This is a genomic window from Haloarcula sp. KBTZ06 (genome assembly GCF_048595605.1).
In the GTDB taxonomy this organism is placed as follows: Archaea; Halobacteriota; Halobacteria; order Halobacteriales; family Haloarculaceae; genus Haloarcula; species Haloarcula hispanica.
Genome location: NZ_CP184337.1, coordinates 488,683 through 514,618 on the forward strand (window position 1 = coordinate 488,683; position 25,936 = coordinate 514,618).

The window sequence follows — 25,936 nt, forward strand, 5'->3', positions numbered from 1 at the left end:
GTTAGCGGAACCTGAAGTAGCCGCCGATGGCCAGGGCGGCCACGAGTGCGACGCCGATAATCGCCGTCAGCGGCGAACTGCCACCGCCGGAGTTAGTCACGGAGACCGGAAGGCGGTAGGTGTCGGACACCGGCGTATCTCCGTCCGGCTCCTCGTACTGGAAGTCTACCGAGACGGGGTAGTTTTTCGTCATCGCGGCACCGCTTGCGCTGATACCGAACTCGATGGTCGTCGACTCGCCCTGGTCGAGGCTGTCGACGTACGCTTGGTCGTCCGACACGGAAATCGGTGACTCGGCGAACAGCTTTGCCTCGATATCGGTCAGTCGCTCGCCGGCGTCGTTGGTGATCGTCACTTCGAGTGTGCTGGATCCGCCAACGTCGACGGACGCGTTCGTCGTCTCGACGATGAACTCGTCAGCGCTGCCGTCGACGCTCTGCCGGATTTCGAGCGTGTCGCTCTCGCGCTGGTCGCCCTCGCTGTTGCGGTAGTTGGCGACGAAATCGAACTGTCGTGGGCCGGAGTTCGCGTTGTCCGACACGTCGGCGTCGAACGAGACGGTCGTGGACTCGCCCGGTTCGAGGTCGCCGACCGCGTACTGGGTCTCCTTCGGCGAGATGTTGTCGTGGGTGCTCGCCCAGTTCAGGACGACGTTACGGACTGTTCGGTCGCCGGTGTTGGTCAGTGACGCTTCGATGGTTCCGTCATCGCCCGCCTGGAGGGTCGACTCCACGTCGCCCATGGCGAAGGACTGTTCCGGCTCGGGCGTGAGTCCGAGCGAGATGTCGTCAGCGACGCCGGCATCGCCTTCGGGGTCGTCGTAGCTTACCGACGCCGACAGGGCGTAGCTCTGTGTCTTGGCGTCGTCGCTGGCGCTTGCGTCGACGCTCACCGTTCGCGTTTCACCGGGCTCCCAGGAGCCGACGAACTGCGACGTGGACTCGGACTGTCCGAACGTAATCGCGGTGTTCTGCGTGGCAAGCGACACTGTCGCGTCCGAGACCGTGACAGGACCGTCGTTGCGCAGGGTCACGTTGTACGTCCCGGAATCGCCGACAGCGACGTCACTGTCGGTGCTTTCGACGGTGAACGTTTGCTCGGGGTCGGGCGTAATACCGAGGGAGGAGGCGGTCGTGCTCTTTCGCACCCCGTCCGTGTCGTCGAAGTCGACCTGGAGGTCGAACTGATACGGTTCGGCTCTCGTATCACCGCTCGCACCGACGCGGTACCGGAGGGTACGCTGTTCACCGGCCTCCCAGGTGTCGATAAACCGGGAGCTGCTGGCGTCGCCACCGACTGTGAGTTCGGAGTTCGTCGATTTCAGCGTTACCGAGGATTCTCGGGCCGGCTCGTCACCGGTGTTCTCGACAGTGACTGCGACCGTGCCGGTCGAGTCGACGCGCGCGTCGGAGTCGACGCTTACCACGTCAAAAGCCGCGTCGTCGTCGATGTCGAGTTCGAGTTCGATTCGTTCGGTGGTGGTCTCTTCGTCCCGTGCACCGTCGCTTTCCGAAATGTAGCTCGTGTACTCGTATTCGACGATGACAGGAACAGTGTAGCTCCCGGGACTTGCGTCGTCAGCGACGCTGATGTCGAATGAAATGGGTTGGGTCTTCCCTTCCGGGACGGAACCCACAGCCTGTTTGCTCGTTGTCACCGTAATCGGGGCGTCACCGTCGTTGACTTTGACTGTGGTCCCGCGGGCGGTCGTCACCTCGCTGCTCTGGACACCCTGGGTCGAAGACCCGGAGTCGATCGTGCCGCTGTTGACGAGGACGACGTCGAGTGTCGTCTCCTCACCGGGCGTGACGGTATTATCGACGAACGTTGCGTCGAAGTCGGGGCTCCCGGTCACGGCGGCGATCGCCGTTCCGGATGCCATGAGCAATGCGACAACAGCCAGCGTCAGTAATGTTCGTGGTTTCATGCGTAGGGACACTTCGGACATTCCTTGCCGTTGTTTCTGTCCGGAACGGACGTCATGCTTGGGAGATCGGGATATGTACCCACATACGTCTGTGCAGACTCCCGCCCGAACCGTGTACATCGAACGAACGTTCGGTCGCCTATCAACGTTGTGGTTCAGTAACAGTGGGAAGATATTTACTGCCCGAACGAATATTCGGTCGGGATGACTGATGGAATTCCGTTCGCCGGGGAGCCAGCGGACTCGCACGAGGCGATAATGCGGGCCACGTTCCGCGCCCTCCGGGAATACGGGTACGCCGGACTTTCGATACAGCGAATCGCGGACGAGGCCGACCTCAGCAAATCGACGTTCTATCACCACTTCGACGGCAAGGAGGACCTCCTGCTGTCGTTCCAGGAGTTCATCCTCACGGAATTTAACCGCATCTTTCAGGTCGAATCGACCGGCGACCCCGAACAGGACATCAAGACGTTTGTCAGCCTCGTTCTCGACGATTTCCCGGACTGCGTCGAAACGCCGGACAAGAACGCCGTCCTCGGGTCGTACGTCGAGATGCGCGCCCAGGCGGTTCAGAACCCGGACTTCCGCGAGAAGTTCACCGAGACGGACGAACTGTTCGCCCGGCAACTCGTACAGATCATCGAGGACGGCATCGAACAGGGCGTCTTTGCCGACGTCAACCCCGAGACCGTGTCGCGGTTCATGATCACGATACTCGATGGCGTGATTCTTCAGAGCGCAACTCGTAACGACAACCCTGTCGCCGAGGTTCGGGACACTATCGACGAGTATATCGAAGAGACGCTGATTCTCGGTACCTATAGTAGCCATTGAAAATCAATGCACACCTGATCGCGCGACGGCAGTGCGATCAGTGTGTACATCGTTTCAATTGTTACTATAGCTTCGGCTGATCGACTGGTACGTCTCCTTCAGCTCCTCGAAATCGTCGTTCTCGGCGTGCAACACCCACTCCAGTTCTCTGGCCCGCTCTTTCAGCCTGGTGTACTCGTCGCTCGCCTCCAGTTGTGACGTGGATTTCTCTCGTTCCAGCACGGAGAGTTTCGAGGAGATCCGGAAGTACTCGTCGAGCCTGTCGTCCTCGTCGGGCCTGTCGAGGTGCTGGTCGAGCGCCGACAGAAGCGTCGACTGGTCGACCGGCTTCTGGAGGTAGTCGTCGAAGGGCATCTCCAGAATGTTCAGGTCGGCGTCGACCGCGGTCAGCATGATGATGATGCCGTCGTACCCCCGCTCGCGCAACCGCGAAAGCACGTCGTCACCGTGCACGTCGGGCATGCGCCGGTCGAGCAACACGGCGTCGAACTCCGGGCCGGCAGCGTCGAGCGCGGCCTGGCCACTGTACGCGACAGTCGTCTCGTAGCGCTCGCCGAGTTTCAGGGCCTGCGTGTCGGCGACGTCGTGCTCGTCGTCGACGACGAGCACCCGCGGCGGGCCGCCTGTAGTTCTTGACACGGTATTACACCGTTCTAGGGCTGGCAACTGTATATGTTTTATCGGCAGCCGCCTCTCGAAAAGCGTTAACCGATGGCCCATCGAGTGTGTACTGATGAGCAAGTCGTCGGCGGGCACAGGCGGTCGACATCGCCTTGGGAGCCTCGCGGCCGTGGTCGGTTGGATAGGGGCAGGAGCGGTCGTGCTCGCCACCGTCGCGCTGGTGGTGCAGTCGGTGTTCTCGCTCGGGCTCTCGGAACAGGTCACCGTGGGCCTCGGCCTGGCGCTCGGTGGAGGACTGGGTGGCGTCTCCTATCTCCTGGTGACTGATTCGCCCGGCGAGACGACCGACGAGACGATGACGGTGTCGGCAGATGTCGACCGAACACCGGAGCCACAACCGGTCGATCTCTTCGACGGTCATCCGGACCCGGTGTTGTACTTCGCCGACGAGGGCCACGGCCCGGTCGTGCGTGCGGCCAACGAGGCGTTCGGGACCACGTTCGACGTGCCGTCCGACCGCCTCGACGGAACGGCGCTCTCCGAGGCGCTGCTCGTGGCTGGTATCGACGAAGTGGACGCCGAGACAGTCAGTACAACTGACCTCGATGTCGTGGCCCTCTCGACGGCACTCGACGAACCGAGGCAGTTCCGGCTGCGGACGGCCGGCGTCCCATCGACCGGCTACCTCCTGCTCACACCATTGGGGACGGCGAGCGATTGAACGGTCGAACGCCGCCCGCAGGTCGGCGGCGTAACGGAACTTTAAAGATTCCATCCCGGCGAAATTCTGGATAGGAATGCTCGCGTCACCGCTGCAACTCATCGATAGTTTCCTGCTGAACTACACCATCGGTGATGTCCTGCTACTCGGCTTTGTCGGTGGGCTCGTCGCAATTCTCCCGCAACGGTCGCTCCGGATGCTGGGGCTGCATACGATTGCGCTGGGCGCACTGCTCGTGATTACGCCGGCGTCGGCGATGGAACCAAGCAGTGCGAGCGTCCTCGCGTCGTCGTTCCAGTACAAACTGTTCGGCCTGGTGCTGCTCGTCCTCGCACCGGTGCTGTACGCCGTCGGTCGGCGTTAGGCTAGCTTGTCCAGTGCGGTGAAGAAGTCAAGCGGCGGCCCGGCGAGCCGGACCGGTTCGCTCGCACGCGAGACCGTAATTCGCTCCGGCGGGACCACGTCTTCTCTGACCCGTCCGTCGCTGACGACGACGCCGCTGTCGGCGTCCGTGAGTTCGACGACGATTTCGCTGTCGACGTCGACGACCAGCGGCGGCGTCCCCATTTCGTCTGCCATCCCGGTGATGATGAGGCCGGCCACGTCGGGATGGACGAGCGGGCCGCGTTCGCTGAGGTTGTACGCCGTCGAGCCGGTGGGTGTCGCCACCAGCACGCCGTCTGCGTGACCGGACGTGTACAGCGAGTCGTCGATGTACACGTCGAGCGTCGCCCCGCCGCCGTGACCGCGGCGCTCGCCCTGGACGACGACTTCGTTCAGCGCCGGCGATAGCTCCCAGTCGTCGCCGCTGGCCTGGAGCCGCGGCTTGGCCCGCGTTCTGGCGCTGCCGGTCTTCTGGATGTGTTCGACCTCCGCGACGACTGTCTCGACGGCTTCTTCGGGTGCGATAGCGTTCAGAAAGCCGACCTCGCCGAGATTGACGCCCAGGATCGGCGTCGACCCCGCGCCGCGGGCCGCGTACAGAAACGTCCCGTCGCCGCCGATGCTCACGACGAGGTCACAGGCGGACATCTCATCGACCGGGGCCGAATCTGGTACGGCGGCCTCCCACGCGTCGTGGTCTCCCAGCGCCCCGGCGGTCGTTTCGTCCACCACGACGGCCGCCGACGTGGCGCGCAGTCGGTCACACAGTGTACTCGCAAGCGACATGGCCCGGTCGTTGTCCCGCTGCGCGACGATACCGACAGTCATTGCCGGACGTTCCCGCCGGCCGCATATAAACCCTCTACGACGGCAATTATATCCGTCCCGACGCGTATCCACTTCCATGAGCCGTTCGTGTGGCTGGTGGTCGTGCGTATGAGCGGGGACGACGGGTCCGACGACGACTGGTTCGAAAGTGCGCTGGACGACGAGGACGGCGACAGCGAACAGACGGATACCGACGATACTTCGGCGATACAACCCGAAAGCGACGCAGCGGAGTCCACATCCGCGGACACTGGGCCGTTCGACGCCGACGGCGACGACGGGCAATCCAAGCGCAGTGGTGGCGACAGCCCCTTCGACGACGATGGGGGCACTCCCTTTAGCGAGGAGAGTGACAGCAGCCCGTTCGACGACGGCGGCGATGACCCCTTCAGTAGCGAGAGTGGTGCCTCCGATACCGACGCCGGGTCCTCCGGTGACGACGGCGGCGGTGGACTCTTCGACGACGACTTCGCCACCGCGTTCGAGTCTGCCGGCAGCGGTGACGGTGACAGCGGTAGCGACTTCGAGGAGGAGTTCGAGTCCGACATCCCGCGGGTCGACATCGGTATCGAGGGGCTCGACCAGATGATTCAGGGCGGGATTCCACAGCGCCATCTCATCGTCACTATCGGCTCGGCTGGAACCGGGAAGACGACGTTCGGGCTGCAGTTCCTTCACCACGGCCTCCGGAACGGCGAGAACGCGGTGTTTCTGACGCTCGAACAGTCCCACGACGCGATACTGGACACTGCCAGTGAACGCGGCTGGGGGTTCGAGGAGTACGAGGAACAGGGCCAGCTAGCGATTGTCGACCTCGACCCGGTCGAGATGGCGAACAGCCTCGACAACATCCGGGGCGAACTGCCGGCGCTCATCGAGAAGTTCGGCGCCGACCGGCTGGTGCTTGACTCCGTCTCCCTGCTAGAGATGATGTACGACGACCAGTCCCGGAGACGCACCGAAGTGTTCGATTTCACCCGGTCACTGAAACAGGCCGGCGTGACGACGATGCTCGTCTCCGAAGCCAGCGAGAACAACCCCTTCGCGTCCAGACACGGTATCATCGAATACCTGACTGACGCGGTGTTCATCCTTCAGTACGTCCGGTCGGACACCGGCGAGACGCGACTCGCCGTCGAGATTCAGAAGATACGGAACGCGAACCACTCGCGGGAGACGAAACCCTACGAGATAACGAACGACGGTATCTCGGTCTACCAGCAGGCCAACATCTTCTAAGCCGTCGCCGTCCCGACCGACTCCGGTTCGTCCCGCTCGTCGAGTGCGGCGTTGTAGCCGCCGGCCCAGAGGTCCGTCGCGACGACCAGCACGTAGAAGGTGGCGAACGGGCTGAGAATCACGGCGAGGAGCGAACCGAGGAACGGTATCACATTGAGCAAGTTCACCACGACGTTGACGGCGATGAACAGCGCAATCGAGACCAGCCACGGCGTCGCGTACTTCGGGGACAGGACTAACTTCCGTAGCGTCCCGAAATCGAACCCAGCACCGAACTCGCCGGTACAGGCGAAGTGGATGATGGCGGCCGTCGCCACGTAGCCGAACACCAGCGACAGGACGAACGAGATCACCAGCCCGCCGAAGAGGCCGGCCAGGCCGGCACCCGCTCCGGCGCGGGTCCCCGTCGCCATCGCGAACAGGCTGCCGCCGACGGTCACCCCGAACACGACGAGCGGGACGAGCATGTACACGATGCCGATGACCCAGGCCTTGAGGCCGCCGACGAACAGTTCGCCCCAGTCCTCGAACGCCGGCGGCTCTGTCGCCCCGTCTGCCCGTTCGCGGACTGCCTGAACGAGATAGCCGTACACGAGGATACCGGGTACGAGGAGAAAGGCGAGGAGGCTGAGAACGCCGCCGATGAGAACGGTCACGGTCCAGTCGTCGTCTTCCATGGGATATCTGAGTGTCTCTTCGAGTGATTCCATGTGTCTTGGTCACGCCCTACATAATTAGTTACAGACACCTTGCCGGGTTATTCGCTCGGCTTACCGCAGGACTGCGATGTGTCGATTCCAACACGATTCCACTCAAATCGCGCCAGCTTGCGGAACCAATAAATCACAACCGGGCGACAGGAGGGATATGGTACTACTCGTGCCCTTCGACGGTTCGGACCTGTCGAAAGCCGCGCTAACGCGGGCGATGGAGTTCGCGGACTATCGCGACGAGGACATCACTGTGCTGTCCGTTATCCCGGACGATGCGGCGTACGCGCGGGAACGCGGCTGGATCGATGCGGACGAGGTGTTCGATACTGGGACCGTCGCCGACCGAATGCGAGAGCAAGCCGAGTCGGTCGCCCCGACGGCGTCGTTCCGCTACGAGGTCCCGGAAGACGTGAGCTCGATGGCATCGACGACGACGGACATCACCCGGACCATCAGAGAAGTCGCTCACGAAGCGGGGGCCTCAATCGTGTTTATCGGCAGTGAGAACGCCGGACGGGTGTCGACACCGGTCTGTAGTGTCGGCTCACCGGTGTCGGAAGACCCCGAGTACGACGTCCATATCGTCCGGCACCCGTAGCACTATCTGACGACGGTTACGGGGACGGACGCTCGTCTGACGACGATTTCGGCGACGCTGCCCAGCAGGATGCGGGACATCCCCGAGCGGCCGTGGCTTCCCATGACGATCTGGTTGATGTCGTGTTCGTCCGCGTACTCCACGATGACCTTCGTCGGTCGCCCGACCTCGATGACGCGTTCGACGGACTCGACACCGGACTCGGCCACTTCAGCTTCGAGTTCGTCGAGCAGGTCCTCCGCTGTGGCTTTCTGTTTTTCGTACCACTCCTCGGAGAAGGATGGAATCGAGGCCTCCGCGCTGTAGCCGGCCTCTGCGGGGTTGATGACGTGCAGGAGAACGACCGTCGCGTCCGGATACTCCTCGGCCGCGAATTCACAGGCTACTGTTGCTTGATCTGAACTGTCGACCGGAACGAGGATTCGCTTTGCCATATGCCCACTTCCGCTGGGGCCGGTTTGAATCTTCGGCCCGCTGCAATCGGTGAGCGGGCCGTCGGTTTGTCAGTCTCGCCCGTGACGGGTCACACACGTCGACAGACCGATCAGTTCGACCGGTTCGGAGTTATCCGGCGAGTAGACGACCCGCTGGCCCTTCTCCATATAGGGAACCTTCGATTCGAGGTTGCTGGGAATGTTTACCGCCGAGATGGCGTCTTCGTCGCCGAGATTGAGCACCATCGTCGTGTTGATCTGCTTGAACACCGGGTCGGCGATGTCCTGGGGGTCCTGCGTGATGAGGTACAGGCCGAGGCGCTCCTTCCGGCCCTGTTTGGCGGCCTCGGTGAACTTCCCGATGACCTTGCGGCCCTGGACGCTGTCGGCGTCGGTGAGGAAGTTGTGGGCCTCGTCCATCCCGAGCACGAGCGGCGTCTCCTTGATGCGGTCGTAGTCCGGGTCGTTCGAGAGCTTCTGATCGATGAGCAGGCTGGAGACGGCCAGCACGATGGTCGATGCGGTCCGGGAGTCCGTGATGTGGTACGTCGGGATGACCGTCAGCCCGCCGTCGCGGACGAACTGCGATATCTGGTCGGTGATGGGGCGGGCGTCCTGGTCGAAGACTGCGCCGAAGCCCTGAACGCGGCGCTTGACGGCGTCGAACGTGGCCTCGTGCACGTCGCCCGCCTCGTCCAGTTCCTCCTTGAGTGCGGGGTCCCCGAGGAAGGTCCGGAAGTCGCTGTACGTCCCACTCTCGCCGTATTCGCGCTCGAACCGCGGGAGCAGCGTGTTCACCAGCGCGCCGTACTGGTTGTCGTTCAGGCTGGACCCGGCGATGAGCCAGGGGTTGTCGTGGACGAGCGAGAACGGGATGGTGAACTCCACCTGCTCGGCACGGTGGTGGCTGGCGTTGTAATCCGCGCCGGCCACCTTCGGGACGAAGGCGATGGTGTCGTCGTGCCCGCCGTAGACGACGCCCTCCCGCTCGCAGCGGCGCTCGAACTCGTCGGTCATCGCGGGGTTGTCGTCGTGCATCTGGGCGTACTCGTCCTGGGGGTCGAACTGGACGACGGCGAGTTCGGGCGTGCGGCCGTCGCCCATCTCGTAGGTCCGGCCGAGATACTGCCGCAGGACGTTCTTGGAACTGTGGGTCTTCCCGGAGCCGGTCCCGCCGGCGACGAGGGTGTGCCGGAATACGAGCGGGTCGCCGGCGTCGTAGTCGTCTTTCAGCCGGTAGTCGATGGTCGGCGGCTCGGCGGCCGTTCGGACCTTCTCGCCGCCGACGGCGAGATGGCCCAGGAAGACGCCGTCCTCGGGAATCTTCAGGCCGGTCTTGATCTCGGATTTGTCGGTGGCCTCCCGGACGACGGTTTCGGGTTTGGGCACCCGGTCAGTCATCCGCCGCTTGAGTTCGCCACCGTCGCTGTACAGCACTGCAACCGGCTCAAGCTCGGCGATGAATTTGAAATCCCGCTCGTCGATGCCCCGCTCGCGCATCGCTCGCCGGGCGTGGATTTCGGTCGCGTCGTCGGCGTGGAACTCCTGCGCGTACTCCAGGGCCTTGATGCGGCAGAACAGGCGCTCACCCCCAGGGTAGGGGACGAGCAGATAGGTCCCGATGCGCAGGCGCGAGCGGTTCCGCGCGGTGACGTACGCCCGGAGGACCGTTTCCTCCGCTTCCTCGCTGATTCGGAGGCCGTTCGCCGCCGAGAGGACACCGAGGCCGGTGTCTGTGCCGGCCGGTGTCACATCCATATCTTCGAAGTCATCGTCTGCAGACTGTGTTGTCGGGTCGGTTCCCCCCGACGCGTCGACAGCCCCATCACCGTCATCGGCCGTCTCGGCCGACTGTGCGGCCTCGTCGTCAGCCGCCGCGTCGTCGCCGTCGAAATCAGTGAAATCCCCGAGGTCGGACATACCCCAGTTCAGGGTAGCCGGGGATTAACACCTTTCCCCAGCAGCATGAATGTGAAACCTTACCCGGATGGCTGTCAACGAACGCATATGAAGCCGACGCGGGTGATGTCTTTCAATGTGCGGTACGACACCGCCGGGGATGGGGTAGACGGGTGGCCTCACAGGCGGCGGCTGGTGGCGGGGATAATCCAGTACCACAACCCCGATATTATCGGGGTTCAGGAAGCGATGGCACACCAGCTCCGGGAGCTAGAGGTGTTGCTGGACGGCTACGAGTGGGTCGGTGACCCACGGGAATCCGTCGATGCCGGCGGGGAGCACACGGCCATCGGCTACCGGGCCGAGCGCTTCGACTGTGCGGCCACGAACACGTTCTGGCTCTCCGAACAGCCCGCCGAGCCGAGCAGCGTCGGCTGGGACGCCGCCTACCCCCGCGTAGCGACCTGGGCCCGCCTTCGTGACCGCGACACCGACGATGACCTCCTGTGTCTGAACACGCATCTGGACCATCAGGGGGCTGACGCGCGTGTCGAGGGTATCGAACTGGTGCTTGACCACCTCGATTCCATCGCCCGCGAGGCCCCCGCAGTCGTGACCGGCGATTTCAACTGTGTCGTCGGCGAGCCGGCCTACGAGCGGGCCGAGGGCCACGAACTCCCGGACGGCCGCACGCTCGTCGACGCCCGCGACACAGCGACCGTCACCCACGGCCCGACGACGAGCCGGACCGATTTCCACGCTCTGCTCCCCGAGATGGGGATCGACCATGTGTTCGTCAGCGAGGACGTGGCCGTCGACACCAGAGCGGTCATCGCCGACCGCGACGACGACCACTACGGCTCCGACCACCTGCCCGTCGTGGTCGACTGCGAGCCCTGACCTGGGGGAGAATCTTTTGCCTGTGTGGCCCCTACAGTGAGCTATGTTGCTTATTCGGGGGACAGCAGGCGGGACGGCGCTGACCGGGACGCTGTACGAACCGGGCGAGGAGCCGCCCGAGTTCAACGGCGCGCCGGACGAGGGGACGCCCTACGTCTGGCTCTGTGACGCCTTCTACGAGGTCGAAAGCGGCGGTCAGGTCCAGTCTATCGGCGACCGCGAGATCCGGATTGCTTTCGAGTCCCCGATGCCCCGCGGCTTCGAGACGCGCGATGCGGCCATCGACGCGGCCAAGGAACACGTCAGAACGCAGTTCGCCCGGCTCGGCGTGGCTGGCGAGACCGTTGACGTGACGGTGCAGCAAGCTGAGACGGCGTAGCTGCACAGGTCCGCTGTAATCGACCGTCCGTTTTCTGAGTCAGCGAACGACCAGTGAGTTATACCAATGTGACGGGTGAACCCACTGCGCGTGGCCGAGGACCCGTCCCCGACCGAGGTGTTCGCCCTCCTCGACGATGACTACGCTCGCGCGCTCCTTGCAGCCACGAGTCACAGACCGATGACTGCAACTGAACTCAGCAACGACTGCGACATGTCGCTCTCGACCGTGTATCGCCGCCTTGACGCCCTCGAGGACAGCGGCCTCGTCGCCGCTCCGACGCGACTCGCGGACGACGGCCACCACCCGGACGTGTACGAGGCACAGATGGACGAACTCACCGTGCGGCTTACCGACGGGACCTTCGATGTCAGCCTCTCCGTCGAATCGACGACACACGAGTTCGCCGACGCGCTGGTGGATCTCTGGGAGGGGCTCTGATGGACGTTGCCGGCCTCTCCGCCGAAACGTGGGTTACCGTGAACACTGCTTTCCACCTCGCACAGACGGGGGTCGGGCTGCTCATTGCTGCATTGGCGCTCGTCGGCTACCGTCGACAGCGGACCCGCTCCATGCTCGCGCTGGCCGTCGGAATCAGCCTCCTCACCTTCGTCTCGTACCTCGTTACCCTTGGTGCCGTGCAGGTCTTCCCGCGAGTGGTGTTTCCCCTTCCGGGCACTATCACAGAACTCGTCGGGCTCCTCGTCCTCCTGTACGCCATCGTTCTGGCCCGCCGCGGATAGCACGCTTCAGAACGATTCTTCGACGGCTCCCCACCGGATATCGTTGAACTCCCGCTCGCGGTCGGTCTCGAAGGTCCGCTCGATGCGGCGGGTGAGTTCCTCGCTGCCCTGGCGGTCGATCTTCGCTAACTCGTCAGCCTTCCCGATAGCCAGCGGCGGCCCCTGTTCCCGGGCCACGTCGTGGAGTATCTGCCGTGTGAGTTTGGCCCGACACTCCGGGTCTTTGGTGAACGCGTACGGGGCCTCGACGCGGAACACGAGGTCCGAGCGCGGGTCGTAGAGAACGAAAAACGTCACCTCGTAGGCCTCGGGGTCGAGCGACCGCTCGATGCCCAGCGCGTCGCCGTCGGCGGCCATGATGCCGTCGGTGCCGCCCCGCGAACGGAACCAGTTCGTCGCGGTGAGACAGTCGGTCTGCCGCTCACCATCGTCGTCGCGACGCTCCAGGATTCGGCGGAAGAAGGCGGTGTCGTTCACCCACGGCGCGTTGGTCTTGCGCCGGAGCGCCCGCGTGAGGGCCTTCGTTGAGGAGTTCTTGATGAACCCCACCATCGGGACGTCCCGCTCGACGAACCGCTCGACGAGGTCGACGTAGTTGTTCACGACCGTTTTGGGGCGGTCGTCCTCCGCGAGCAGGTCGGCCAGTTCGGTGTCGCGGTCGGCCCATCGGAGGACACCGGTCGGATAGATAGGGCCGTCGAGGATGAACAGGTCCTCGACCACGTCGGCGTTGGTCAGCGCGTGCTGGCTCTCGGCGAGGTATAGTGCCAGCGCGTGGACGACCCGCTGCTCGTAGCGGTCGACCTGGGGCACGTCGAGGACGCGCCGCTTGGCGTAGCCGCGGTCCCCGCCCTGCCACTCGCCGTCGAACCCCAGCGTCGCGTCGTTCGAGTGGACGGCCATGATGATCGTCCGGCCGCGATGCAGTTCGACGTCGGATGGCACGCTGCCCATCGCCGCCTGCGCCACGTCCAGCACCAGTCCGTTCTTGAATGTCGTGGGATTGATAGTCCCCGAATCCAGGCCGTGCTGGGTTGGAAACGGCGGGTCCGCCAGCGCGATGTCCTCGATGGGAACCTTCCGGCGGCGCTGCTCGCCTAGCGGTTCCAGAATCTTCGTCCCGTCCTGCCACAGCGGGTCGAGAAAACTGTCCCAGACTTCCTCGGCGGCCGCCTCCTGGTCGCTCGTCTCGACGGTCTCGCGCACCTGCCCGGCGAGCTTGGCGATGCCGTCGACGTGGACCGGGTCCAGCGTCATGCCCGTGCGTTCGCGGGGACGGGGATAACCCTTTGGTCACCTGCCGATTCGGTGGTTACTCCTTGCCCGACTCCTCGCGGAGCAGGCGTTCGATGGCCTCGGCGATCTCCTCGTAGGACTGCATCGTCAGGCCGTCCGTGGTGATGAGCACGCCCTGGCGCTCGGTCGTCGCCCGCAGGAGGTAGCCGTTAGAGAACGCGCGGACGGTGAAGCGGTAGTCGCCCAGTTCGGACTCCTGATATGCGTTTTTCGTTTGCTTGTACCCCTGCCATTCGTGGCCCACGAAGTCGTTGAGGTCGGCGTCCTGTTCAAGGTCCTCCCGCAGGTAGAGTTGCTCGAAGTTCGCACGCGTGAAATACGTCACTGAACGGAGCGAGTCACCCGTCGCTGTCCGGGCTGTCGTGACGATTGCGTCGGCCAGATCGTCCGAGAGAATGTTCCGAGTCATGCCAGACCGAAGGCGGGCCACCCTCTTAATTTCAGGGTTCCCGATACCGGCAGCGATAGCGGAGTAGCGACATGGAGTACCGACACCAGAGCCGCCGAATTTCGCATTATCGACCGTCACGTTCGGGACTGACCGACAGTGTATTAGGCCGGTCGCGTGACCCACCGGGTATGGACGTCGGACTTATCATCTTAGACGGCTGGGGCCTGAATCCGGACGACGATGTCCGGGATGCCGTCGCCGCCGCCGACACGCCGAACTTCGACCGCTACCGAGACGCGGGCGCAGCGTCGACGCTTGCCACCCACGGCCGCCGGGTCGGCCTCCCGGAGGGCCAGATGGGCAACTCCGAGGTCGGCCACCTCAACATCGGGGCCGGCCGCGTCGTTAAGCAGGACTCCGCCCGCGTCAGCGACAGTATCGCGCGCTCCCGGGGCGAGTCGCCGCCCGATGACGCCGCACAGGACCCGCCATTCTTCGAGAACGAGACGGTTCTGTCGGCCTTCGAGCACGCCGAGGACCACGGCGGCCGGGTCCACTTCATGGGTCTCGTGTCGGACGGCGGCGTCCACTCCTATCAGGACCACCTCCACGCGCTCATCGAACTCGCTGGCGAGCGTGGGACTGACGCCGTCTCGCACGCTTTCACCGACGGCCGCGACACCTCGCCGACCGGCGGCGAGGACTACCTCGCGGACCTACAAGCCCACGCCGAGGCGCACGGAACTGGCCACGTCGCCACCGTCTGCGGGCGCTACTACGCGATGGACCGCGACCAGAACTGGGAGCGGACCCGTCGGGCCTACGACGCCATCGTCCACCGCGAGGGCGACCACCACGCGGATGACGCCGTCACGGCCGCTACGGAGTCGTACGCCCGTGACACCACGGACGAGTTCATCGAGCCGACGACCGTCGGCGACCACGCCGGTCTCGAAGACGGCGACGCGGTCATCTTCTTCAACTTCCGCTCGGACCGCGCCCGACAACTCACCCGGATGCTCGGCGACATCCGCCCGGACGACTGGGGGGCCGACACCGAGCCGCCGGACACCCGGCTGGTGACGATGACGCAGTACGACGAGACGTTCGACCTGCCGGTCGCCTTCCCGCCGAACCAGCCCGAGGACGTACTCGGCGAGGTGCTTTCTGAAGCCGGGAAGATCCAGATCCGGCTGGCCGAAACGGAGAAATACCCCCACGTCACCTACTTCCTCAACGGCGGTCGCGAGGTCGCGTTCGACGGCGAGAGCCGAGAAATCGTCGACAGCCCCGACGTGGCGACCTACGACCTGCAACCAGAGATGAGCGCGCCGGAACTGGCCGACACCGCTATCGAGTTCATCGAGACTGAGGACCCCAGCGCGATGGTCCTGAACTTCGCGAACCCCGATATGGTCGGCCACACCGGCGACTTCGACGCGGCGGTGACCGCCGTCGAGGCCGTCGACGAACAGCTCGGTCGACTGGTCGAGACGATTCAGGATGCCGGCGGCCACGTCCTCATCTGCGCCGACCACGGTAACGCCGACGATATGGGGACCGAAGACGACCCGCACACAGCCCACACGACCAACCCCGTCCCGTTCATCTATCTCGCCGCCGACGGGACTGCCGGCGGACGGACCGCCCGCGATGGCGGGACGCTGGCCGACCTCGCGCCGACGATGCTCATGCTCATGGGCATCGACCAGCCGGAGGCGATGACCGGCACGCCGCTTGTCGAATAGCGGGCGACGCGATCACGCTATTTTTCGAGCAGTGAGAGATACCCCAGCGGCACGCGGTCAGTCGTGTACGTCTCGGTCCCGCGCTTGACGATTCGGCGGTCGTCGGCTTGCATCGCCGCGGCGTCGACGACGAACACGACGGGGTCGGCGGCGTGGCGACGCCCCACCTCGCGGGCCGCCGCGACGGAGTCCGAGAGGTGGACCGTCTGTCGCCCCATCGGCTTCAGTCCCGCGTCGCGTATCGAGGCGACGTTTCGCGGGGCAGTTCCGTGATACAGCGTCGCCGGGATGGGGTCGTCGGTCGCATCCAAGGTTACGTCGACAGAGTGCCCGTAGGCCGCCCGAACGCGGCCGCCAGCGGCCACTGTACTTGACTCGTCACTGGTTCCTGTCCGCTCGAACCGCCCTTTCGGGTCCGTGGCGATGACTCCAGCCAGCGCCTCGCCGTCGGCCCAGTCGTACTTCCGCTCGACTGCGGCCTGGAGGGACGCGAACGCCGTCCACCCCGCTTCGTCTACCTCGATACCGGCGTCCTCGGGAAAGTGTCTGAGCGCTCCCGAGGTGAATTTCGAGAGCTGTCGCCGCCGTTCGCCGTCGAGAACGAGGGTCCCCTCTCTGTCACAGACCGGGCACGCATCCCCCTCGAAAAAGCCGTCCTCGGAACAGCGACGGACCGCGTCTGGCATGGTCGAGAATGAGCCACGACCATACAAAAGCATCACGCGGACGTGACGACGGCCCGCGTATCGACAGCTGCCAGACGCTTTCACCGGCGGCCACGGCATCGCTGCTGGCAAGTCGACATAAGCTCTCAGACTAACTTCTCGGGAATTTTCAAGTGGATACAGGCATCAGTGAGCCATAGCGAAATGCCGTCCCCAACAGACCTCGAACTCGGCGGTGAGCGGTCCGACGTGTATCGGTTCGTGGAGCGGAACGGCCCCGTCGCGCCCGCCGAGGTGGCCGAAGCCATCAGCGTCGATCCCGAGCGGTTCCAGCACCATGTCTCCATTCTCAAACGGGACGACCTCATCGAGTCCACCGAGGACGGGAAGCTGACCGTGGCGCTCCACCACGGCGAGACGGCCGAACACTACGAGGCCGGCGTCAGCTACGAGATACGACCTTCCCGGCCGTCGGACCTCTCCGGCGTCGTCGGCACGATACGCGACGTGACCAGCGAGGCACCGTACATCATCGCGGCCGGTGTCGCCGAGCAACTGGCCTACGAGGACACGCTCGTCCGCTGGGGCCCAAACCGCTGTCGCGTCGTGTTCGTCGCCACGGTCGACGACGACGTCGTCGGCTGGGTCCACGTCGCCATGTCCGAGGTGGCCGAACTCGCGTCGACGGCCGAACTCACGCTCGGAGTAATGGAGACGTACCGCCGCCACGGTATCGGCAGCCACCTGCTCCACCGCGGGGTCGAATGGGCCGCGAGCCGCGGCTGTCGAAAGGTGTACAACAGCCTGCCGGCCACAAACGAGCGGGCCATCGACTTCCTGAAGGAGACCGGCTGGACGGTCGAGGCTGTCCGCGATGGCCACTACGAGATCGACGGCGAACTGGTCGACGAGGTGATGCTGGCGCGCCGGCTGGACTGAGACGGACTGACGGCAAGGGCCACCCTTGTGAGCGGAGAACCCGGGGCTAGCGCCCTATGGCTTTATGATTATCTACCGACAAGTGACGACATGACAGTTACCGAACTAGAAGACTACGGAATGCTCCGGATGAACGTCGAGGACATCGAAAAGACCCTCGAACGGAAGAGCATTGGCGTGCTTGGCGTCCCGACCGATTCCGCGCCGCTACTGCGCCCGCTTGGTTTCTGGTACGACGGCGAGTCCGCGCTCTACTTCGTCTACGTTCTCGGTGCCGACAGCCGGAAAGTGACGGCAAGCGACCACGCGGACGTTGCCCGGTTTCTCATCTACGACGTCGAAACGACGTTCAACTGGCGCAGCGTCCTGCTGACGGGGACCATCGAACGAGTCCCTGACGACGAACGCAGGGCAATCGAAGAACAGATAGACACTTCCTGGACGCCCGACGTGTTCGAACGGGCGGCCGAGACGGAAGCCACAGCGCTGTATCGGTTCCGGATCGACGACCGGGTTGGTATCAAGCAACTCGAACTCCCGCCGGAACTCAGAACCGAATTCTCGACGAGCGGGCCGGATTGACCGGTACCTAGCCCGTGCGGAAAGAGAAATCCAGCGTCGGCGCGGAGTGGGTCAGCGACCCCATCGAGATGATGTCCACGCCCGTTTCGGCGTAGGCCGGCACGTCCGCAACTGTGATACCGCCGCTAGCCTCGGTGAGCGCGCCGGAAGTAGACGCTGCCACTCTGTCGACGGCCCGCTCAGTTTCCGCGGGGGACATGTTGTCGAGCAGGACGATGTCCGCGCCGGCCTCGGCGGCCCGCGGGGCGTCCTCCGGAGCTTCGACCTCGACGTCGAGTTTCGTCGCGAAGGAGGCCCGCTCGCGGAAGTGCTCGATGGCGTCGACCAGTCCCATCTCGGCGATGTGGTTGTCCTTGACCATCACCATGTGCGAGAGGTCCAGTCGATGGGTGTCGCCGCCGCCGGCCGCTACCGCCCGCTTCTCGATGCCGCGCAGGCCGGGAGTCGTCTTGCGCGTGCCGGCGATACGAGGGGTGGAATCTGTCGCAGCCGATTCCGCCGCATCGACGGCGGCCCGTGTCTTCGTCGCCACGCCCGAGGCATGGCCGGTGATGTTCACGGCGACGCGCTCGCCGCGGAGGACCGACTGCGCGGGGCCGTCGACGCGAAGCACTACGTCGCCGGCGTCGATGGCCGCCCCCGAGTCGACCGGTGTCTCAACTGCACAGTCCAGATACTCAAACACCGCGGTGGCAGCGTCAAGGCCGGCGACGACGCCGGACTCTTTTGCCACCAGTCGCCCCTCGGTCGTGCCGGGCACGTCGTTGGTCACGTCGTGGTGGCCCACGTCCTCGCGGAGCCACCGCTCGATGTCGCTGTCGGCGAGCATCAGTCAGCCGTGGACTCCGGTGGTTCCTCGCTCGCATCCACGAGATTGTGCGTGCCGACGCTCTCCTCGTTCTCGGCGGCGTGGCGCGCGATCAACAGGGCGGTGACGCTGGCGTGGCGGAGTTCGTACAGCGAGCGACTGGTCCGCGTGCGGACGTAGGCGTCGACCTCGCCCTTGAGCCGGCGGAGGACGGCCATCGCCCGCTGGAGGTCGGCCGGGTCGCGCTCGACGCCGACGTTCTCGTCCATCACGCGGGTCAGCCGCTGGAACTTGTCGCGGGCGAACCGCTCGGGCAGGTCCGGGTCGCGTTCGAGGAGTTCCGGCGCTTCGATTGGCTCCGGCTCGGCCCCGGCGGCGTCTTCGCCGGCGCGCAGGCCCCAGACCAGCCCTTCGAGCAGGGAGGTGCTGGCGAGGCGGTTCGCGCCGTGGACGCCGGTTCGAGAGCACTCGCCGACGGCATAGAGCCGGTCCAGTGTCGTCCGGCCGCGGTCGTCGACGTTGATGCCGCCACAGAGGAAGTGCTCGGCGGGCGCGACCGGAATGCCGTCTGTCCAGTCGATGCCGTGCTCTTTACAGCGGTCTGCGAGGTTCGGGAACTCTTCGGCGAAGTCAAGCGGCGAGACATCCAGCGTCACCTCACCGGTCGCCTCTCGCTCCGCCTTGACTGCCCGGGCCACCACGTCGCGGGGCGCGAGTTCGGCGTCCGCGTGGTAGTCGGGCATGAACCGCTCGCCCTTGTCGTTGCGTAGCAGGCCGCCCTCGCCGCGGACGGCCTCGCTGACGAGGAAGGCGACCTCAGCGCTACCGGAATTACCTTCGAGTACGCACGCCGTCGGGTGGAACTGCACGTACTCCATGTCCTCGACCTCGGCCCCGGCGAGTGCGGCCATCCCGATGCCGTCCCCAGTGGTGTTGTCGGGGTTCGTCGTCCGCGGGTAGAGGTCGCCGATACCGCCCGTCGCCAGCACGACGCTGCCGGCGAAGTACGGGTCGACCTCGCCGTCGGATTCGAGCATCGCGCCGTGGACCCGCCCCTCGTGACGGATGAGTTCGAGCGCGGCGGTGTCGTCCAGAATCTCCACGCCGTCGTGGTCGTCGATGTAGTTCAGGAACGGGACGTGGATGTGTTTGCCCGTGGAGGCATCGACGTGGAGGATGCGGTCTTCGCTGTGGGCGGCCTCGCGGGTGAAGTCGTGGCCCGAGCCGTTCTGGTCGAACTCGACGTCCAAGGTCTCAAGCAGCACGTCCTCGACGGCCTCGTTGGCATTCTCGACCAGCACATCGACGGCGTCGGGGTCGGCGGTGCCGTCGGAGGCGGCCATGATGTCGTCTTTGAATTCTTCGGGCGTATCTCGGGAGATGGCGATGCCGCCCTGAGCCCACCAGGATGAGGAGCCTTCCGGACGGGTCGCCTTCGTGGCGAGCGTCACGTCGTCGCCTTCACGGGCCGCGGCGAGCGCCGCCGCCAGCCCGGCGATGCCGGAGCCGACGACCAGCACGTCCGTCGTAATCGGGTCGTCCGTCATGGTTAGATCTCCAGCATTCGGTCCATCGCGACCTGTGCCAGTTCCTTCTCCTCGGGCGCGACCTCGATGACGTTGCGCTCGCGACCTTCGACCAGTTCCTCAAGCACCCACGCGAGGTAGTTCGGGTCGATCTGGCGCATGGCATTGCAGTCCATGCAGGCGTCGCCACACAGCGGGACGACATCCACCTCGGGGTGCCACCGCTGGAGGTGGTGGGTGAGGTGAATCTCGGTGCCGATGGCCCACGTTTCGCCGGGATCAGCCTCGGCGACGGACTCACAGATAGTCGACGTAGAGCCGGCCACGTCGGCGGCCTCGACGACCTCGCGGCGACACTCGGGGTGAACGATGACGTTCGCGTCGGGGTAGTCCTCGCGGATCGATTCGATGTGGTGCTCGCGGAAGCGTTCGTGAACCTGACAGTACCCCTCCCAGAGAATGACGTCGTTTTCGACGGCGTCAGCGGCGTCGGTGCCCTCGGCGTCCCACGGGTCCCACTCGACGGTTTCGTCGGCCATGCCGAGCCGGTGGGCCGTGTTCTCGCCGAGGTGCTTGTCGGGCAGGAAGAGTACTTTGTCGCCCTTCTCGAAGGCGTACTCGAAGGCCTTGTGGGCGTTGGAGGACGTACACACCAGGCCGCCCTGCTCGGCACAGAAGGCCTTCAGGTCGGCGTAGCTGTTCATGTACGTGATGGGGATAATCTCTTCGTCGTCGTCGAGCGCCGCGGTCAGTTCTGCCCACGCGGCGTCGACCTGCAGCGCCTCGGCCATGCCCGCCATCGGGCAGGACGCCTCCATCGACGGGAGGATCACGGACTGGTCGTCGTCCGTGATGATGTCCGCGGATTCGGCCATGAACGTCACGCCGCCGAAAATCACGTAGTCGGCGTCGGACTCGGCGGCCTCCTTCGAGAGCTGGTAGGAATCGCCGATGAAGTCGGCGTGTTCGACGATCTCCCGGCGCTGGTAGTTGTGGCCGAGGATGACCACGTCGTCGCCGAGGGTATCGAGCGCGCTCTCGATGCGCTCGGTCCGCTCGTCCGCCTCGAGGTCCCGGTACGCCGGCGGGAGTTGCTCGAGGTTGTCGTACTTGAAGAGGCTGAGGTCCGTCTCGAACGCGGCGGTTTCCATTTCGGGCACGATGTATCCACCTGTCGGTACTCACACTTCAGAACTCCTTCGTGAAAAGATTTTATCTTCAAAGTCGAGGGTTGGTGGGCAAGGAAATTGCATACCTGATATTGGAGGTAACTACAGTTCTGTTTCAGGTGTTGGTGGCCTATCGGGTTTTATATCCGGGTTTGGCGATCTAACTGCTTCTATATCCCGTACTGTCGAATTATGTTGTTTGTTACCGAGAAACAGGAAACGTGACGCGTCGATACTGCCGTCTGTCGGACTTACTCGCCGGAATCGAACACGACCTCGCCGTCGCTGACGGTCAGCGTGACGGCTACGTCCGAGATATCACCATCCGGTACGCTCCACGGAGAGGCCGATAGCACGGCGAAATCTGCAACCGATCCCGGCGTAATCGTGCCCATCCGGTCCTCGTCGAAGCCCGCGTACGCGGCACCGCTGGTGTACGCTCGGAGCGCCTCGTCGACTGTCAGGCGCTGGTTCGACTCCGCGCGGTGACGGCCTGCTGGACGCCATACAGCGGGGAAAGCGGCATACAGTCGCTCCCGAAGGCCAGTTGTGCGCCGGCATCCACGATGTCGCGGAACCGGTTCGTCAGCGCGCGGCGCTCGCCGAGTCGCTCGTCGTACAGGCCGCCCGGCACCGCCCAGCGGTGGAAGTTCGGCTGCGCCGAAACGACCAGTGGCGACGCCGCCAGTCGCTCCGCCAGGTCGCCGGTGAGCACCTCGGCGTGTTCGACGCGATGGCGCTCGTCCGCGGCGTCGACTGATTCGATAGCCGAAAGCAGCGCGTCGATAGCCGCGTCGCCGATGGCGTGAGCGGCGAACTGGAGGCCCGCGTCGTCGATCGCTGACACGAGTTCCCGGAGGGCATCTGGGTCCGTTCGCCACTCGCCGACGCTGTCGCTGTCGGCGTACGGCTCCCGGAGCCGCGCGGTGCCGGCCCCGAGCGACCCGTCGATGTACGTCTTGATCGCGCCCGTTTGCACTCGGTCGCTCCCGTGGTTCGTCACCAGGCCAAGCTCCCTGACTGCGTCGAGGTGGTCTGCCCAGTAGTTGAGCCGCACTCGCAGGGAGAGTGCGTCCTCGGTGTCTAGGTCGCGGTACACTCGCGGGGCGTGAGACTGCCGCACCATGTCGTGGACGGCGGTAATTCCTTCCGAGAGCGCCACCTCCTGTGCAGCCAGCAGATACTCCCGTGTCTGTGTGTAGTCGGGCGCGATGGCGTCGAAGACGGCCTCAGCGGCTTCCTCGACGAGCACACCGGTCGGCGCGCCGTCCTCGGTGCGGACACCGTTGTCGGGCAGATCCAGTACGTCCAGCGCGGCGTGGTTCACCGACACCGTGTGGATATCTTCGCGTGCGGCCGCGACCGGACGCTCAGCGCTCACCCGGTCCAGCGTCGCCGCCTGCAACAGGTCTCCGTCCCAGTCGCTCTCGTCGTAGCCAAAGCCCAGAACCCAGTCCTCGCCGTCGTCGGCCGCCAGCAGCCGGTCGATGCAGTTGTCCGGGCTGTCCGCCCCGGCGAGGTCGGCTTCGACCGCACGCCGGCCGACGATGTCAAGATGCGTGTGGGCGTCGACGAAGCCGGGCAACAGCACGCCACCGCGACAGTCGACGGTCTCGGCACCCGCGGTCGAGAGGTCATCCGGGTCGCCGACGGCTGTGACAGTTCCGTTCGTCACTGCGACCGCCGATGCCGGACCGTCGCCGGACAGCGGCCGCACCTCACAGTTCGTGAATACGCGGTCGACCATACAGACTCCGGGCGCGGCGACTGCAAAACGCTTGGCCTGCCAAGAGCAACTGTTAGGAGTCCCGAAGCCACACCGGTCAGTATGACCGACTCCGACGCTACGGCGCTCGCGGAGCGCGTTCGTGACGGTGAGTTGCGGCTCTACGAACTGGAAGACCACGCCGACCCCGACACTGCGGCGGCGGCCCGTAGACACCTGCTGGCCGAGGAGACCGGCGCGGACCTCTCAGCGGTCGGCGACTACACCTTCGACGCTGCCGACGCCGAGAGCAACATCGAGAACATGGTCGGCGCGGCGCAGGTCCCGATGGGTGTGGTCGGCCCGCTGCCCGTCGACGGCGGGGCCGCCGAGGGCGACCACCACCTCCCGCTGGCGACCAGCGAGGGCGCGCTGCTGGCCTCCGTCAACCGCGGCGTCTCGACGATTCGCAACGCTGGCGGCGCGACCGCTCGGGTCCTCAAATCCGGAATGACCCGCGCGCCGGTGTTCCGCGTCGAGGACGTGGCCGAGGCGGGCGAGGTGTCGGCCTGGGTCCGCGAACACGTCGATGTCCTCGCCGACGCTGCCGAATCAACGACGAGCCACGGCGAGCTACAGGACGTGACACCCTACGTCGTCGGCGACAGCGTCTTCCTGCGCTTTTCTTACGACACCAAAGACGCGATGGGGATGAACATGGCCACCATCGCGACGGAGGCGGCCTGCGACGTTGTCGAGTCCGAAACCCCGGCCGACCTCGTGGCGCTGTCGGGCAACCTCTGTTCGGATAAGAAGCCCGCCGCCATCAACGCCGTTGAGGGCCGCGGCCGGACCGTCGCCGCGGACGTGCTCATCCCCCACGAGCAGGTGGAGGAGCGACTCGATACGACTTCCGACGCTATCGTCGAGGCCAACACCCGCAAGAACCTCGTCGGCTCGGCGAAGGCCGGCGCGCTGGGGTTCAACGCCCACGCTGCCAACGTCGTCGCCGCCGCCTTCCTCGCGCTCGGGCAGGACATCGCGCAGGTGGTCGAGGGGAGCAACGCTATCACGACCGTCGACGCCCGCGAGGACGGTCTGTACGCATCGGTCACTATCGCGTCGCTGGAGGTCGGCACTGTCGGCGGCGGGACGGGTCTCCCCACGCAGTCCGAGGCGCTTGACGTGCTGGGCTACGGCGGCGGCGGCGACCCCGCCGGCAGCAACGCCGACGCGCTCGCGGAGGTCATCGCCGCCGGCGCACTGGCTGGCGAACTCTCTTTACTTGCGGCGCTGTCCTCGCGCCACCTCTCTTCGGCGCACGCCGACCTCGGGCGGTAGCGCCGCTCCTGTGTCAGTGCGCTACCGCTGCCGGCGCTGACTCACCAGAAATCCCGCTCCGGCCACCAGCACGACGACGCCGGCGAGCAGGAGTGCTTCCTGCCCAAGCAGTGGACCCAACACCAGCAACGCCCACGCGACGGCGAAGACACCGTGTGCGATGGCGAACAGCCGCTGGCCCCGCCGGGCGAACACGACCGTCCCCAGCGCGAATCCGAGCGTGAGGACGACCGCCGAGAGCGCGACCGTGCTCACCCGTAGTGAACCCACAGCAACCGGCTCGACGACCGGCGTGAGCAAGAACAGCAATCCCGAGAGACCGACAAGCGTCCCGACCGCGACTGGGCCGGGCTCGAAGTCCAGCGTCGCGGTCATAGCAGCCGGTACTGCCCCCGGCTCTCCGATGCCTTGCCGGCGCGAACCAGCTTTGTCAGTGCCTTCCGGGTGTACGACGCCGGGACGCCGCGTTCCTCGGCGTAGGCCACGATATCGTCTTCGGTCGGCTCGTCCAGTGCCCGCAACGCGTTCGTTACCGTCTCCTTACGGCTCGACCCGCCCGTCGCCCCCTGTTCGGCGCGCTCGGCAGCCGCCGACACGGCGTCGGTGTCCACCCCCGAATCTTCGAGATACGTCTCGTCGTCCACGCCCGCGTCGTCGACCTGCCGCTCCATCTCGGCGTAGGAATCCAACTCCGCGAAGGCGTCGCCCTCCCCCTGGCGGTTCGCCAGCATCGACGCTCGAACCTCTCGGGCGTGGGCCTCGTCGTCTGTCTCGACGAACTTCCGACGCTTCTCGTGTTTCCGGCGCGTGCCACACCGCGGGCACTGGGTCGTCTCCGGCCGCCCCTCGGTGACCCACAGCGCGCTGCACTCGCTACACCCGACGACCGCGTACATACCTCTCTGTCAGGGCCGGACGGTACTGAATCCACCGACAGAGAACGCCGGACCGTGTGGCGCGTCTGGCAGTAGTGAGACCAAAACGCCGGTTGGTCAGCCGCCGTGGGTGGGACTGAAAGGGGCGAGTCGCTGGGCGTTTGAGACGAAGCAAGCACCGCAGGGAGTGCAGCAACCAAGGAGCGCAGCGAGTCGGGGCTTTCTGGGTGGTAGTGGCGGCTACGGCCAAGCTATCACCGATGTTGAGCGGACGAACGCTTAGGTGGGCCGGGTACGACAGCATAGCGCATGAGGGAAGTACCACAGGCGGCCTGTGAGACAGTCGAAGCAGTCGACGGCGTTCACCTGACACAGTTGGCGGTCGGAGAGCAGATGAGCGTCCAGCAGTTCCACATCGACCCCGGTGCGGCCGTCCCGGAACACAGCCACCGCCACGAGCAGGTCGGCTACGTTGTGAAAGGGACCTTTACCTTCCACGTCAACGGCGAGGAGTACGTCATCGGCCCCGGGGACTCCTACGTGGTCCCGAGTGAGGAGCCACACGAAGCGCGCAACGACGGCGAGGAACCGGTCCGGGGTATCGACGTGTTCAGTCCGCCCAGATCGAACCCGGACTGGCAGGACTAGCCACAACTGTTTGGGGCCGG

General features: G+C 65.2%; 28 protein-coding genes and 1 pseudogene. 14 read left to right on the top strand and 15 right to left on the bottom strand.

Annotated elements, in window-relative coordinates:
• Position 1: 1 nt before the first annotated feature.
• Entirely contained in the window at positions 2 to 1,927 is a 1,926-nt protein-coding gene (locus ACNO8S_RS02610; protein WP_050037578.1) for a COG1361 S-layer family protein, read from the bottom strand.
• A gap of 204 nt (positions 1,928 to 2,131) precedes the next feature.
• On the opposite strand from ACNO8S_RS02610, the gene ACNO8S_RS02615 reads away from it, so the two are divergent.
• Complete coding sequence (locus ACNO8S_RS02615; RefSeq protein ID WP_014039578.1) at positions 2,132 to 2,764, top strand: TetR/AcrR family transcriptional regulator; 633 nt, start codon at positions 2,132 to 2,134, stop codon at positions 2,762 to 2,764.
• A 54-nt stretch (positions 2,765 to 2,818) separates the two neighbouring features.
• Here ACNO8S_RS02615 and ACNO8S_RS02620 read toward each other — a convergent pair whose 3' ends face one another.
• Positions 2,819 to 3,373 carry a response regulator gene (locus tag ACNO8S_RS02620; protein WP_014039579.1) on the bottom strand — a complete coding sequence of 185 codons (555 nt, stop codon included), beginning with the start codon at positions 3,371 to 3,373 and terminating at the stop codon, positions 2,819 to 2,821.
• Between the two features lie 124 nt (positions 3,374 to 3,497).
• Here ACNO8S_RS02620 and ACNO8S_RS02625 point away from each other — a divergent pair, with 124 nt between their 5' ends.
• The gene (locus ACNO8S_RS02625) at positions 3,498 to 4,106 is read left to right on the top strand and encodes a hypothetical protein (protein ID WP_023843132.1); all 609 of its coding nucleotides are present in this window, start codon (positions 3,498 to 3,500) and stop codon (positions 4,104 to 4,106) included.
• A gap of 76 nt (positions 4,107 to 4,182) precedes the next feature.
• On the top strand, positions 4,183 to 4,470 hold the full coding sequence (locus tag ACNO8S_RS02630; RefSeq protein ID WP_008310747.1) for a hypothetical protein: 288 nt from the start codon (positions 4,183 to 4,185) through the stop codon (positions 4,468 to 4,470).
• On the opposite strand, the gene ACNO8S_RS02635 is transcribed toward ACNO8S_RS02630, so the two are convergent.
• Positions 4,467 to 5,318, bottom strand: coding sequence for an NAD(+)/NADH kinase (locus tag ACNO8S_RS02635; protein WP_050007553.1), 852 nt, complete (start codon positions 5,316 to 5,318; stop codon positions 4,467 to 4,469). The two genes, ACNO8S_RS02630 and ACNO8S_RS02635, sit on opposite strands and share 4 nt — an antisense overlap.
• A 108-nt stretch (positions 5,319 to 5,426) precedes the next feature.
• Here ACNO8S_RS02635 and ACNO8S_RS02640 point away from each other — a divergent pair, with 108 nt between their 5' ends.
• Complete coding sequence (locus ACNO8S_RS02640) at positions 5,427 to 6,557, top strand: KaiC domain-containing protein (RefSeq protein WP_050037579.1); 1,131 nt, start codon at positions 5,427 to 5,429, stop codon at positions 6,555 to 6,557.
• On the opposite strand, the gene ACNO8S_RS02645 is transcribed toward ACNO8S_RS02640, so the two are convergent.
• Positions 6,554 to 7,267: a DUF4013 domain-containing protein gene (locus ACNO8S_RS02645; protein ID WP_014039582.1), complete on the bottom strand. Its 714-nt coding sequence runs from the start codon at positions 7,265 to 7,267 to the stop codon at positions 6,554 to 6,556. The two genes, ACNO8S_RS02640 and ACNO8S_RS02645, sit on opposite strands and share 4 nt — an antisense overlap.
• Positions 7,268 to 7,424: 157 nt before the next feature.
• Between ACNO8S_RS02645 and ACNO8S_RS02650 the strand changes: the two genes are divergently transcribed.
• Positions 7,425 to 7,868, top strand: coding sequence for a universal stress protein (locus ACNO8S_RS02650; RefSeq protein ID WP_014039583.1), 444 nt, complete (start codon positions 7,425 to 7,427; stop codon positions 7,866 to 7,868).
• Positions 7,869 to 7,870: 2 nt separating this feature from the next.
• On the opposite strand, the gene ACNO8S_RS02655 is transcribed toward ACNO8S_RS02650, so the two are convergent.
• Together ACNO8S_RS02655 and ACNO8S_RS02660 are read right to left on the bottom strand one after the other, a co-directional pair.
• A complete protein-coding gene (locus ACNO8S_RS02655; protein WP_014039584.1) occupies positions 7,871 to 8,302 on the bottom strand; it encodes a universal stress protein in 432 nt (143 codons plus the stop codon).
• A gap of 69 nt (positions 8,303 to 8,371) precedes the next feature.
• Positions 8,372 to 10,222: an ATP-binding protein gene (locus ACNO8S_RS02660; RefSeq protein ID WP_420182441.1), complete on the bottom strand. Its 1,851-nt coding sequence runs from the start codon at positions 10,220 to 10,222 to the stop codon at positions 8,372 to 8,374.
• Between the two features lie 87 nt (positions 10,223 to 10,309).
• Between ACNO8S_RS02660 and ACNO8S_RS02665 the strand changes: the two genes are divergently transcribed.
• The 4 genes from ACNO8S_RS02665 to ACNO8S_RS02680 all read left to right on the top strand — a co-directional run bounded on the left by ACNO8S_RS02665 (position 10,310) and on the right by ACNO8S_RS02680 (position 12,223).
• A complete protein-coding gene (locus ACNO8S_RS02665; protein ID WP_079980821.1) occupies positions 10,310 to 11,101 on the top strand; it encodes an endonuclease/exonuclease/phosphatase family protein in 792 nt (263 codons plus the stop codon).
• 43 nt (positions 11,102 to 11,144) lie between these two features.
• Positions 11,145 to 11,480 carry a DUF7113 family protein gene (locus ACNO8S_RS02670; protein ID WP_014039587.1) on the top strand — a complete coding sequence of 112 codons (336 nt, stop codon included), beginning with the start codon at positions 11,145 to 11,147 and terminating at the stop codon, positions 11,478 to 11,480.
• 90 nt (positions 11,481 to 11,570) lie between these two features.
• Complete coding sequence (locus tag ACNO8S_RS02675; RefSeq protein ID WP_420182442.1) at positions 11,571 to 11,921, top strand: helix-turn-helix domain-containing protein; 351 nt, start codon at positions 11,571 to 11,573, stop codon at positions 11,919 to 11,921.
• Positions 11,921 to 12,223 (top strand): DUF7521 family protein, encoded by a 303-nt coding sequence (locus ACNO8S_RS02680; RefSeq protein ID WP_014039589.1) that lies wholly within the window; start codon positions 11,921 to 11,923, stop codon positions 12,221 to 12,223. The genes ACNO8S_RS02675 and ACNO8S_RS02680 overlap by 1 nt, the downstream gene beginning before the upstream one ends.
• A 6-nt stretch (positions 12,224 to 12,229) precedes the next feature.
• On the opposite strand, the gene ACNO8S_RS02685 is transcribed toward ACNO8S_RS02680, so the two are convergent.
• Positions 12,230 to 13,480, bottom strand: a complete 1,251-nt coding sequence (locus ACNO8S_RS02685; protein ID WP_014039590.1) for a DNA double-strand break repair nuclease NurA — start codon at positions 13,478 to 13,480, stop codon at positions 12,230 to 12,232.
• 55 nt (positions 13,481 to 13,535) lie between these two features.
• Positions 13,536 to 13,928 (bottom strand): DUF7522 family protein, encoded by a 393-nt coding sequence (locus tag ACNO8S_RS02690; protein WP_004593761.1) that lies wholly within the window; start codon positions 13,926 to 13,928, stop codon positions 13,536 to 13,538.
• 170 nt (positions 13,929 to 14,098) lie between these two features.
• Between ACNO8S_RS02690 and gpmI the strand changes: the two genes are divergently transcribed.
• Positions 14,099 to 15,658 (top strand): 2,3-bisphosphoglycerate-independent phosphoglycerate mutase, encoded by a 1,560-nt coding sequence (gene gpmI, locus ACNO8S_RS02695; RefSeq protein WP_420182443.1) that lies wholly within the window; start codon positions 14,099 to 14,101, stop codon positions 15,656 to 15,658.
• Between the two features lie 17 nt (positions 15,659 to 15,675).
• On the opposite strand, the gene ACNO8S_RS02700 is transcribed toward gpmI, so the two are convergent.
• Positions 15,676 to 16,344 (bottom strand): RNA 2'-phosphotransferase, encoded by a 669-nt coding sequence (locus ACNO8S_RS02700; protein WP_151102938.1) that lies wholly within the window; start codon positions 16,342 to 16,344, stop codon positions 15,676 to 15,678.
• A gap of 183 nt (positions 16,345 to 16,527) precedes the next feature.
• Here ACNO8S_RS02700 and ACNO8S_RS02705 point away from each other — a divergent pair, with 183 nt between their 5' ends.
• Both ACNO8S_RS02705 and ACNO8S_RS02710 read left to right on the top strand, forming a co-directional pair.
• Positions 16,528 to 17,262 carry a bifunctional helix-turn-helix transcriptional regulator/GNAT family N-acetyltransferase gene (locus ACNO8S_RS02705; RefSeq protein WP_014039593.1) on the top strand — a complete coding sequence of 245 codons (735 nt, stop codon included), beginning with the start codon at positions 16,528 to 16,530 and terminating at the stop codon, positions 17,260 to 17,262.
• Between the two features lie 90 nt (positions 17,263 to 17,352).
• Entirely contained in the window at positions 17,353 to 17,844 is a 492-nt protein-coding gene (locus ACNO8S_RS02710) for a pyridoxamine 5'-phosphate oxidase family protein (protein WP_023843134.1), read from the top strand.
• 7 nt (positions 17,845 to 17,851) lie between these two features.
• On the opposite strand, the gene nadC is transcribed toward ACNO8S_RS02710, so the two are convergent.
• The 4 genes and pseudogenes from nadC to ACNO8S_RS02730 all read right to left on the bottom strand — a co-directional run bounded on the left by nadC (position 17,852) and on the right by ACNO8S_RS02730 (position 23,094).
• Complete coding sequence (gene nadC / locus ACNO8S_RS02715; protein ID WP_058990876.1) at positions 17,852 to 18,673, bottom strand: carboxylating nicotinate-nucleotide diphosphorylase; 822 nt, start codon at positions 18,671 to 18,673, stop codon at positions 17,852 to 17,854.
• Entirely contained in the window at positions 18,673 to 20,199 is a 1,527-nt protein-coding gene (locus ACNO8S_RS02720) for an L-aspartate oxidase (RefSeq protein ID WP_014039596.1), read from the bottom strand. Before ACNO8S_RS02720 ends, nadC begins: the two co-directional genes overlap by 1 nt.
• 2 nt (positions 20,200 to 20,201) lie before the next feature.
• Positions 20,202 to 21,329: a quinolinate synthase NadA gene (nadA, locus tag ACNO8S_RS02725; protein ID WP_196219990.1), complete on the bottom strand. Its 1,128-nt coding sequence runs from the start codon at positions 21,327 to 21,329 to the stop codon at positions 20,202 to 20,204.
• 269 nt (positions 21,330 to 21,598) lie between these two features.
• A pseudogene (locus ACNO8S_RS02730) lies at positions 21,599 to 23,094 on the bottom strand (amidohydrolase).
• 81 nt (positions 23,095 to 23,175) lie between these two features.
• On the opposite strand from ACNO8S_RS02730, the gene hmgA reads away from it, so the two are divergent.
• Positions 23,176 to 24,393, top strand: coding sequence for a hydroxymethylglutaryl-CoA reductase (NADPH) (gene hmgA, locus ACNO8S_RS02735; RefSeq protein ID WP_050007558.1), 1,218 nt, complete (start codon positions 23,176 to 23,178; stop codon positions 24,391 to 24,393).
• A 21-nt stretch (positions 24,394 to 24,414) separates the two neighbouring features.
• Here the strand turns inward: hmgA and ACNO8S_RS02740 are convergent, their stop codons facing one another.
• Positions 24,415 to 24,768 (bottom strand): hypothetical protein, encoded by a 354-nt coding sequence (locus ACNO8S_RS02740; protein WP_420182444.1) that lies wholly within the window; start codon positions 24,766 to 24,768, stop codon positions 24,415 to 24,417.
• A complete protein-coding gene (locus tag ACNO8S_RS02745) occupies positions 24,765 to 25,289 on the bottom strand; it encodes a DUF5817 domain-containing protein (protein ID WP_420182445.1) in 525 nt (174 codons plus the stop codon). Before ACNO8S_RS02745 ends, ACNO8S_RS02740 begins: the two co-directional genes overlap by 4 nt.
• Positions 25,290 to 25,577: 288 nt before the next feature.
• Between ACNO8S_RS02745 and ACNO8S_RS02750 the strand changes: the two genes are divergently transcribed.
• Positions 25,578 to 25,916: a cupin domain-containing protein gene (locus ACNO8S_RS02750; protein ID WP_008310705.1), complete on the top strand. Its 339-nt coding sequence runs from the start codon at positions 25,578 to 25,580 to the stop codon at positions 25,914 to 25,916.
• Positions 25,917 to 25,936: the final 20 nt, after the last annotated feature.

Excerpts from the sequence above, each read along its gene's own strand:
- ACNO8S_RS02610 (WP_050037578.1), bottom strand. The coding sequence starts at position 1,927 with ATGAAACCACGAACATTACTGACGCTGGCTGTTGTCGCATTGCTCATG.
- ACNO8S_RS02705 (WP_014039593.1), top strand. The coding sequence starts at position 16,528 with ATGCCGTCCCCAACAGACCTCGAACTCGGCGGTGAGCGGTCCGACGTG.
- ACNO8S_RS02685 (WP_014039590.1), bottom strand. The coding sequence starts at position 13,480 with ATGACGCTGGACCCGGTCCACGTCGACGGCATCGCCAAGCTCGCCGGG.
- ACNO8S_RS02655 (WP_014039584.1), bottom strand. The coding sequence starts at position 8,302 with ATGGCAAAGCGAATCCTCGTTCCGGTCGACAGTTCAGATCAAGCAACA.
- ACNO8S_RS02615 (WP_014039578.1), top strand. The coding sequence starts at position 2,132 with ATGACTGATGGAATTCCGTTCGCCGGGGAGCCAGCGGACTCGCACGAG.
- ACNO8S_RS02690 (WP_004593761.1), bottom strand. The coding sequence starts at position 13,928 with ATGACTCGGAACATTCTCTCGGACGATCTGGCCGACGCAATCGTCACG.
- ACNO8S_RS02745 (WP_420182445.1), bottom strand. The coding sequence starts at position 25,289 with ATGTACGCGGTCGTCGGGTGTAGCGAGTGCAGCGCGCTGTGGGTCACC.
- ACNO8S_RS02650 (WP_014039583.1), top strand. The coding sequence starts at position 7,425 with ATGGTACTACTCGTGCCCTTCGACGGTTCGGACCTGTCGAAAGCCGCG.
- nadC (WP_058990876.1), bottom strand. The coding sequence starts at position 18,673 with ATGCTCGCCGACAGCGACATCGAGCGGTGGCTCCGCGAGGACGTGGGC.
- ACNO8S_RS02720 (WP_014039596.1), bottom strand. The coding sequence starts at position 20,199 with ATGACGGACGACCCGATTACGACGGACGTGCTGGTCGTCGGCTCCGGC.
- ACNO8S_RS02645 (WP_014039582.1), bottom strand. The coding sequence starts at position 7,267 with ATGGAATCACTCGAAGAGACACTCAGATATCCCATGGAAGACGACGAC.
- ACNO8S_RS02750 (WP_008310705.1), top strand. The coding sequence starts at position 25,578 with ATGAGGGAAGTACCACAGGCGGCCTGTGAGACAGTCGAAGCAGTCGAC.
- gpmI (WP_420182443.1), top strand. The coding sequence starts at position 14,099 with ATGGACGTCGGACTTATCATCTTAGACGGCTGGGGCCTGAATCCGGAC.
- nadA (WP_196219990.1), bottom strand. The coding sequence starts at position 21,329 with ATGGAAACCGCCGCGTTCGAGACGGACCTCAGCCTCTTCAAGTACGAC.
- ACNO8S_RS02665 (WP_079980821.1), top strand. The coding sequence starts at position 10,310 with ATGAAGCCGACGCGGGTGATGTCTTTCAATGTGCGGTACGACACCGCC.
- ACNO8S_RS02625 (WP_023843132.1), top strand. The coding sequence starts at position 3,498 with ATGAGCAAGTCGTCGGCGGGCACAGGCGGTCGACATCGCCTTGGGAGC.
- hmgA (WP_050007558.1), top strand. The coding sequence starts at position 23,176 with ATGACCGACTCCGACGCTACGGCGCTCGCGGAGCGCGTTCGTGACGGT.
- ACNO8S_RS02635 (WP_050007553.1), bottom strand. The coding sequence starts at position 5,318 with ATGACTGTCGGTATCGTCGCGCAGCGGGACAACGACCGGGCCATGTCG.
- ACNO8S_RS02630 (WP_008310747.1), top strand. The coding sequence starts at position 4,183 with ATGCTCGCGTCACCGCTGCAACTCATCGATAGTTTCCTGCTGAACTAC.
- ACNO8S_RS02680 (WP_014039589.1), top strand. The coding sequence starts at position 11,921 with ATGGACGTTGCCGGCCTCTCCGCCGAAACGTGGGTTACCGTGAACACT.
- ACNO8S_RS02670 (WP_014039587.1), top strand. The coding sequence starts at position 11,145 with ATGTTGCTTATTCGGGGGACAGCAGGCGGGACGGCGCTGACCGGGACG.
- ACNO8S_RS02740 (WP_420182444.1), bottom strand. The coding sequence starts at position 24,768 with ATGACCGCGACGCTGGACTTCGAGCCCGGCCCAGTCGCGGTCGGGACG.
- ACNO8S_RS02660 (WP_420182441.1), bottom strand. The coding sequence starts at position 10,222 with ATGTCCGACCTCGGGGATTTCACTGATTTCGACGGCGACGACGCGGCG.
- ACNO8S_RS02640 (WP_050037579.1), top strand. The coding sequence starts at position 5,427 with ATGAGCGGGGACGACGGGTCCGACGACGACTGGTTCGAAAGTGCGCTG.
- ACNO8S_RS02710 (WP_023843134.1), top strand. The coding sequence starts at position 17,353 with ATGACAGTTACCGAACTAGAAGACTACGGAATGCTCCGGATGAACGTC.
- ACNO8S_RS02700 (WP_151102938.1), bottom strand. The coding sequence starts at position 16,344 with ATGCCAGACGCGGTCCGTCGCTGTTCCGAGGACGGCTTTTTCGAGGGG.